Genomic DNA, 8581 nt, shown 5'->3' on the forward strand with positions numbered 1-8581 from the left:
CAGATTCGTACGGCCCCAGACCCGTGCGGCCCCAGACTCGTACGGCCGCAGGCCCGTGCAGCTCACCAAGCCCGTGCAGCCCCATGCGGGCGGCGTCCGTCTGGCGTCCGTCCGGCCTCCACCCGGCGTCTGCCCGGCTTCCGTCCGGCCTCCGCCCGAGCTCCGGCGCGGGCCGTGTCCGGCTCGGTGCGGGCCATGCCCTCCTCCACCCGGCGTCCGCCCGGCTTCCGTCCGGCCTCCGCCCGAGCTCCGGCGCGGGCCGTGTCCGGCTCGGTGCGGGCCATGCCCTGGCTAACCTGGCTGCCCTGGCTGAGCCCGGACGCTCTTCCTGCCCGCGCGGACCCTTTCCCGGCCCGCGCGGACCCTTTCCCGGCCCGCGCGGACCCTTTCCCGGCCCGCCCGGGCACTTTCCCGGCCCGCCCGGGCACTTTCCCGGCCCGCCCGGGCCCTTTCCCGGCCCGCGCCGGGCCCTCTTCCGGCCTTCCGGCCCGCCCGGGCCCTTTCCCGGCTCTGTGCGGGCCTCTTCCGGGCCCCTGCGGCCGGGGGTGGCTCTGTCCGCCGCCGGGCGTCGGCCAGTGTGGGCCTACGTCGTTTTTGTCACCGGCACCCCTGTGCAGAACGTCAAAGTTCCACCCCGGGTTTTGTACACATACGGCTCATGACGGGTTACCCGTGAAGAGCGATAGCCTTGTGGCGTGATCAGCGCGATAGGTCGCGGGGGCACCCCAGTCTCCGCTCTGCGCCCGGTGTGCACGGACGACAGCCGTGACCGGGCGGCGGTCGCTGGTCCTCGCGGGCGGGACGGGGCCTCGACGGCCCCCAGGACGCCGCGTCAACCCCGACCGGCGGCGCCGCCGAGAGCAGCGTCACATCCGTCGGGCGCGTCGAAGATGGCCGATAACCCCCCGCTCATCTCACCTCGCGGCATAGCGTCGGAAGGGACCGGACACCCCGGACCGGGACGTTACGCCCAAGGGGAAGAGACCGTACTTCCTTCAACGTCACGCAACGGCGCGCGACAGGAGCCAGAGGACAATGCAGACCAAGCTGGACGAAGCCAAGGCCGAGTTGCTCGAGAGGGCCGCTCGGGTAGCTGAGAACAGTCCGGCCGGGGGGCACCTCCCGACCGGGACGACGGACGAGGGTGCCCCGGACCGGGACTCCGTACTCTCGTTCCTCCAGCGCTACTACCTGCACACCGCCCCGGAGGACCTCGCCGACCGCGACCCGGTCGACGTCTTCGGAGCCGCTTTCTCCCACTACCGTCTGGCCGAGACGCGCCCGCAGGGCACGGCCAACGTGCGGGTGCACACCCCGACCGTCGAGGAGAACGGCTGGACGTGCAGCCACTCCGTCGTGGAGGTCGTCACCGACGACATGCCGTTCCTCGTCGACTCGGTCACCAACGAGCTGACCCGTCAGGGACGCGGCATCCACGTCGTGGTCCACCCGCAGTTCGTCGTCCGCCGCGACCTGACCGGCAAGCTCCTCGAGGTGCTGCCCACCGCGTCGGCCGGCGAGCCGCTGCCGCACGACGCGCACTTCGAGTCCTGGATCCACGTCGAGATCGACCGCGAGACCGACCGCTCCGACCTGAAGCAGATCACCGCCGACCTGCTGCGCGTGCTCTCCGACGTCCGCGAGGCCGTCGAGGACTGGGAGAAGATGCGCGACGCGGCGACCCGTATCGCCGAGGGGCTGCCCGAGGAGACCCTGCCCGCCGACCTGCCCGAGCAGCAGGTCGAGGAGGCCCGCGAGCTGCTGCACTGGCTGTCCGCCGACCACTTCACCTTCCTCGGCTACCGCGAGTACCAGCTGCGCGAGGACGACTCCCTGGCCGCCGTGCCCGGCACCGGGCTGGGCATACTGCGTTCGGACCCGCACCACGCCGGTGAGGACAAGCATCCGGTCAGCCCGTCCTTCGAGCGGCTGCCCGCCGACGCCCGCGCCAAGGCCCGCGAGCACAAGCTGCTCGTGCTCACCAAGGCCAACAGCCGGGCCACCGTGCACCGGCCGTCGTACCTGGACTACATCGGGGTCAAGAAGTTCGACGACAAGGGCGAGGTGGTCGGCGAGCGCCGCTTCCTCGGCCTGTTCTCCTCCGCCGCGTACACCGAGTCGGTGCGCCGGGTGCCGGTCATCCGCCGCAAGGTCGAGGAGGTCCTGGGCCTCGCCGGGTTCTCGCCCAACAGCCACGACGGGCGCGACCTGCTCCAGATCATGGAGACCTACCCGCGCGACGAGCTGTTCCAGACCCCGGCCGCCGAGCTGGAGCCGATCGTCACCTCCGTCCTCTACCTCCAGGAGCGCCGCCGGCTGCGGCTGTACCTGCGCCAGGACGAGTACGGGCGCTACTACTCCGCCCTCGTCTACCTCCCGCGCGACCGCTACACCACGGGCGTGCGCCTGCGGATCATCGACATCCTCAAGGAGGAGCTCGGCGGTACCAGCGTCGACTTCACGGCCTGGAACACCGAGTCGATCCTGTCCCGGCTGCACTTCGTCGTCCGCGTCCCGCAGGGCACCGAGCTGCCGCAGCTGTCCGACAGCGACAAGGAGCGCATCGAGGCCCGCCTGGTGGAGGCCGCCCGCTCCTGGGCCGACGCCTTCGCCGAGGCGCTGACCGCCGAACTCGGCGAGGAGCGCGCCGCCGAGCTGCTGCGCCGCTACAACCACGCCTTCCCCGAGGGCTACAAGGCCGACCACACCCCGCGCGCCGCGGTGGCCGACCTGGTCAACCTGGAGCAGCTCGGCGAGGACAAGACGTTCGCGCTGAGCCTGTACGAGCCGGTGGGCGCCGCCCCCGAGGAGCGCCGTTTCAAGATCTACCAGAAGGGCGGCTCGGTCTCCCTCTCGCGGGTCCTGCCGGTGCTCAGCCAGCTCGGCGTGGAGGTCACCGACGAGCGGCCGTACGAGCTGCGCTGCGCGGACCGCACGACGGCGTGGATCTACGACTTCGGTCTGCGCGTCCCGCTCGAGGTCGGCGGCGACTATCTCGCCGACGACGCCCGTGAGCGCTTCCAGGACGCCTTCGCCGCCGCCTGGACCGGCAAGGCGGAGAACGACGGGTTCAACGCGCTGGTGCTGAGCGCCGGGCTGAGCTGGCGCCAGGCGATGGTGCTGCGCGCCTACGCCAAGTACCTGCGCCAGGCGGGCTCCACCTTCAGCCAGGACTACATGGAGGACACCCTCCGCAACAACGTCCACACCACCCGTGTGCTCGTCTCCCTGTTCGAGGCGCGGATGGCGCCCGAGCGGCAGCGCGCCGGCCACGAGCTGGTCGACGCCCTGCTCGAAGAGGTCGACGCGGCCCTGGACCAGGTGGCCTCCCTCGACGAGGACCGGATCCTCAGGTCCTTCCTGACGGTCATCAAGGCGACCCTGCGGACCAACTTCTTCCAGAAGAACGGCTCGGGCGCGCCGCACGACTACGTCTCCATGAAGTTCGACCCGCAGGCCATCCCGGACCTTCCGGCGCCGCGCCCGGCGTACGAGATCTGGGTGTACTCGCCGCGGGTGGAGGGCGTGCACCTGCGCTTCGGCAAGGTCGCCCGCGGTGGTCTGCGCTGGTCCGACCGGCGCGAGGACTTCCGCACCGAGATCCTGGGCCTGGTCAAGGCGCAGATGGTGAAGAACACCGTCATCGTGCCGGTGGGCGCCAAGGGAGGCTTCGTCGCCAAGCAGCTGCCCGACCCGAGCGTGGACCGGGACGCCTGGCTGGCCGAGGGCATCGCCAGCTACAAGATGTTCATCTCGGCGCTGCTCGACATCACCGACAACATGGTCGCGGGCGAGGTCGTGCCCCCCAAGGACGTCGTCCGGCACGACGGCGACGACACCTACCTGGTGGTCGCGGCCGACAAGGGCACGGCGACGTTCTCGGACATCGCCAACGAGGTGGCCGAGTCCTACGACTTCTGGCTCGGCGACGCCTTCGCCTCCGGCGGCTCCGCGGGCTACGACCACAAGGGCATGGGCATCACCGCCCGCGGCGCCTGGGAGTCGGTCAAGCGGCACTTCCGGGAGCTGGACGTGGACACCCAGTCCCAGGAATTCACGGTCGTCGGCATCGGCGACATGTCCGGTGACGTGTTCGGCAACGGCATGCTGCTCAGCGAGCACATCCGCCTGGTCGCCGCCTTCGACCACCGGCACATCTTCCTCGACCCGAACCCGGACGCGGCCACCGGCTACGCCGAGCGCCGCCGCCTGTTCGACCTGCCGCGCTCCAGCTGGGCCGACTACAACACCGACCTGCTGTCGGCCGGCGGCGGGATCTTCCCGCGCAGCGCCAAGTCGATCCCGGTCAACGCGCACGTCCGCGAGGCCCTCGGCATCGAGGACAAGGTCACCAAGATGACCCCGGCCGACCTGATGCGGGCGATCCTCAAGGCCCCGGTGGACCTGCTGTGGAACGGCGGCATCGGTACGTACGTCAAGGCGTCGTCCGAGTCCAACGCCGACGTCGGCGACAAGGCCAACGACGCCATCCGCGTCGACGGCCGGGACCTCAGGGTCCGCGTCGTCGGCGAGGGCGGCAACCTGGGCTGCACCCAGCTGGGCCGGATCGAGTTCGCGCAGACCGGCGGCAAGGTCAACACCGACGCCATCGACAACAGCGCGGGCGTGGACACCTCCGACCACGAGGTGAACATCAAGATCCTGCTCAACGGCCTGGTCACGGACGGCGACATGACCGTCAAGCAGCGCAACAAGCTGCTCGCCCAGATGACCGACGAGGTCGGCGCCCTGGTGCTGCGCAACAACTACGCGCAGAACACGGCGATCGCCAACGCGCTCGCCCAGTCCAAGGACATGCTCCACGCCCAGCAGCGCTTCATGAAGCACCTGGTGCGCGAGGGCCATCTGAACCGGGCGCTGGAGTTCCTGCCCACCGACCGCCAGATCCGTGAGCGGCTGACCGCCGGACACGGTCTGACCGGTCCGGAGACGGCCGTGCTGCTGGCCTACACGAAGATCACGGTGTGCGAGGAGCTGCTGCACACCTCGCTGCCGGACGACCCCTACCTGCGCACCCTGCTGTACGCCTACTTCCCGACCCAGCTGCGCGAGCAGTTCGCCGAGCAGATCGACAGCCACCCGCTGCACCGCGAGATCACCGCGACCGTGCTGGTCAACGACACGGTGAACACCGGCGGTACGACGTATCTGCACCGGCTGCGGGAGGAGACCGGCGCGTCGCTGGAGGAGATCGTCCGGGCGCAGACCGTGGCCCGCGCGATCTTCCGCTCGGCGCCGGTGTGGGACGCGGTGGAGGCGCTGGACAACAAGGTCGAGGCCGACGTCCAGACCCGGATCCGGCTCCACTCGCGCCGTCTGGTCGAGCGCGGCACGCGCTGGCTGCTGAACAACCGGCCGCAGCCGCTCCAGCTGACGGAGACGGTGGAGTTCTTCGCCGACCGGGTGGAGCAGGTGTGGGCCGAGCTGCCCAAGCTGCTGCGCGGCGCGGACCTGGACTGGTACCAGCAGGTCTACGACGAGCTGTCCGCCGCCGGTGTCCCGGACGAGCTGGCCACCCGCGTGGCCGGGTTCTCCTCCGCCTTCCCGGCGCTGGACATCGTCTCGATCGCCGACCGCATGGGCAAGGACCCGATGGACGTCGCCGAGGTGTACTACGACCTCGCCGACCGGCTCAGCATCACCCAGCTGATGGACCGCATCATCGAGTTGCCGCGCGCCGACCGCTGGCAGTCCATGGCCCGCGCGTCGATCCGCGAGGACCTGTACGCGGCGCACGCGGGCCTCACGGCGGATGTGCTGGCCGTCGGCAACGGCACCTCGACGCCGGAGCAGCGGTTCAAGGTGTGGGAGCAGAAGAACGCGCCGATCCTGTCGCGGGCCCGCACCACGCTGGAGGAGATCCACGGCTCGGACGCGTTCGACCTGGCCAACCTGTCGGTGGCGATGAGGACGATGCGCACGCTGCTGCGGACGCACTCGTAGCACACACGGCGAGCTCCCAAGGAGGGCGCCCCGGGCCGCGACAGCGGGCCCGGGGCGCCCTCATCTCGTCTTCTTTCCACTCTCTTTCCGCTCTCTTTCCGCCGTCTGGCACACGACGCACGGTGAATTTACCTTTTCCTGCTAAACGGGATCATTCGGATAAAGTGGCGCGCGTGATGCGCATGACAGTGAGCCTCAGGGAGAGCCGTCCGGCCGCGCAGGCCCCCGATGCGCGCCGCGCCGCCTGAGGCGCGCCCCGCCGGCAGAGCCGCGCGGCGGCCGCCGGCCGCCGCGAGACGTGCCCTCGCCCCCCGTGCCGCCGCCGAGATCCTTGTCGTCCTGCTGCTCGCGGTGATCGCCCGGCTGCCGTGGGCCGGAGACCTGGGCATGCACGCGGCCACCATCGAACGCCTGCGCCACAGCCTGCTGCACCCCGGCAATCCGCTCGTCGCCGCCGACTCCCCGAGCCCGTACTACTCCCCGTGGATGGTGCTTCTCGGCTGCCTCGCACGGGCGGGCGGCTGGTCGGTCTTCGTGGTGCTGCGACTGGCCGCGCTCACCGGGCTGGCGCTGCTGGTGACGGGCGTGTGGCGGTATGCGCGGACACTGAGCGCGCACCGGGCCGCACCCGCCCTGGCCGCCCTGAGCCTGGTCCTGCTGTGGGGCACCGTCCTGATCAACTGGAGCGGCTTCATCGCCCTGAACTCCCTCGCGCTGACGGTGTCGTACCCCAGCGTGTTCGCCCTCGGTCTCGCCTTCCACCTGTGGGCGTGGCTCACCCGTGCGCTGCGCGCGCCCGGCGGGCGAGGGGTGTGGCTCGGGCTCGGGGCGCTGTGGGCGGTGATCCTGCTCTGCCACCAGTTCACCGGGGTCGTCGCCACGCTGGGCGCTCTCGCCGCGGTGATCGCCGCCCGGCCCCCGCGCCGGATGTGGCCGAGGCTCGCCGCCGGCGCCGGGCTGGGCCTGCTGGTGCTGTGGCTGTGGCCGTACTACGACTTCTTCGCCCTGTTCTCGGTCGGCGGCGACCTGGAGCAGGTGCACCGCGCGCTCTACGAGCACTTCGCGGGCCGCTACTGGCTGGTGCTGCTCGGTGTGGCCGCGCTGGGGGCGCGGTGGCGGCGCGACCACCGGGACCCGCTGGTGGTCTTCTTCCTGCTGGGCGCGCTGGTGTGCGCGGCGGGCTTCGTCAGCGGCCACTACTCCTGGGGGCGGGCGCTGCCCGCCGCGCTGATCCCCGCCCAGCTGGCCGCCGCGCTGGCCGTGGTCCAGGGCGGGCGGCGCGCGGTGCGGATCCGCTGGGCCTGGGCGCTGGCCGCCGCGTTCGCCGTGGGCGCCTGGACCCAGGCCGGAATGCTCGGATACGTCGTCGGCCGCGCCGCGCTGCCCGACGCGCTGGCCGCCCGCTACACACAACCGTGGGCGGACTACCACTGGATCACCCCGTACGTGAGGTACGGCGATGTCGTCATGGCCCGCGACTTCGCCGCCCAGCTGATCCCCGCCTACGGCGCCTACACCGTCGCCCCCGGCTACCCGGAGTTCTTCCTGCCGGACACCGCCCGGCGCCAGAAGGCCGTCCAGCGCTACTACACCCGCGACACACCGCCCTCCGTCCGCGAGGACATCCTGCGGACCTACGACGTGCGCTGGGTGCTGGACGGCGCCAGGCCGATGCGGTCCCGGGGGCTGCGCCCGGTGGCCCACGGGCCGGACGGCGAGGTGCTGTACGAGGTGACCCCCTGACCCGGGCCGGGCCCAAGGACAGGTCCGCCTAGGACTTGCCGCCGGTGAAGGCCTCGTAGGCCGCGAGGACCTCCTCGGTCGGGCCGTCCATGCGCAGCACACCGCGCTCCAGCCACAGCACACGCTCGCAGGTGTCGCGGATGGAGTTGTTGTTGTGGCTGACCAGGAACACCGTGCCGGCGTGCTTGCGCAGCTCGCGGATGCGTTCCTCCGAGCGCTTCTGGAAGGCACGGTCGCCGGTGGCCAGGGCCTCGTCGATGAGGAGGACGTCGTGGTCCTTGGCGGCGGCGATGGAGAACCGCAGCCGGGCCGCCATGCCGGAGGAGTACGTCCGCATCGGCAGGGTGATGAAGTCGCCCTTGTCGTTGATGCCGGAGAAGTCGACGATGTCCTGGTAGCGCTCCCTGATCTGCTCCCGGGACATGCCCATGGCCAGTCCGCCCAGGTGGACGTTGCGCTCGCCGGTCAGGTCGTTCATCAGCGCCGCGTTGACGCCGAGGAGCGAGGGCTGGCCGTCGGTGTAGATCTTGCCGTTCTCCACCGGCAGCAGGCCCGCCACCGCCTTGAGCAGCGTGGACTTGCCGGAGCCGTTGGTGCCGATCAGGCCGATGGCCTCGCCCTTGTAGGCGACGAACGACACCTTCTTCACGGCGTGCACCCGGCGCACGCCCGCCGCCTTCTCGGCCTTCCCCGGGCGCAGGATGCGGTTGAGGGCGGCGGTCGCGGAGCCGCGTCCGGCGCCGGTGCCGTGGACCCGGTAGACGATGTCGACCTTGTCGGCGACGACGGTGGGGATCTTCTCGGTGCTGCGCTCAGCCACGGCCGTACCTCTCCTCAGCCTTCCAGAAGTAGACGAAGCCGCCGATGCCGGCGA

The 8581-nt window shown here is 71.1% G+C and carries 3 protein-coding genes; 2 read left to right on the forward strand and 1 reads right to left on the reverse strand.

The genetic code is table 11. The features are described from left to right. Positions 1-1035: 1035 nt before the first annotated feature. Positions 1036-5964 (forward strand): NAD-glutamate dehydrogenase, encoded by a 4929-nt coding sequence (locus ABZ484_RS30545; protein ID WP_358869161.1) that lies wholly within the window; start codon positions 1036-1038, stop codon positions 5962-5964. Positions 5965-6192: 228 nt separating this feature from the next. Continuing rightward, complete coding sequence (locus tag ABZ484_RS30550) at positions 6193-7707, forward strand: hypothetical protein (protein WP_358869162.1); 1515 nt, start codon at positions 6193-6195, stop codon at positions 7705-7707. A gap of 28 nt (positions 7708-7735) precedes the next feature. Here ABZ484_RS30550 and ABZ484_RS30555 read toward each other — a convergent pair whose 3' ends face one another. Then, positions 7736-8527, reverse strand: a complete 792-nt coding sequence (locus ABZ484_RS30555) for an ABC transporter ATP-binding protein (RefSeq protein WP_358869163.1) — start codon at positions 8525-8527, stop codon at positions 7736-7738. Between the last annotated feature and the right edge of the window lie 54 nt (positions 8528-8581).

The sequence above is a fragment of the Streptomyces sp. NPDC006393 genome (assembly GCF_040628575.1).
Lineage (GTDB): Bacteria > Actinomycetota > Actinomycetes > Streptomycetales > Streptomycetaceae > Streptomyces.

Excerpts from the sequence above, each read along its gene's own strand:
- ABZ484_RS30545 (WP_358869161.1), top strand. The coding sequence starts at position 1,036 with ATGCAGACCAAGCTGGACGAAGCCAAGGCCGAGTTGCTCGAGAGGGCC.
- ABZ484_RS30550 (WP_358869162.1), top strand. The coding sequence starts at position 6,193 with ATGCGCGCCGCGCCGCCTGAGGCGCGCCCCGCCGGCAGAGCCGCGCGG.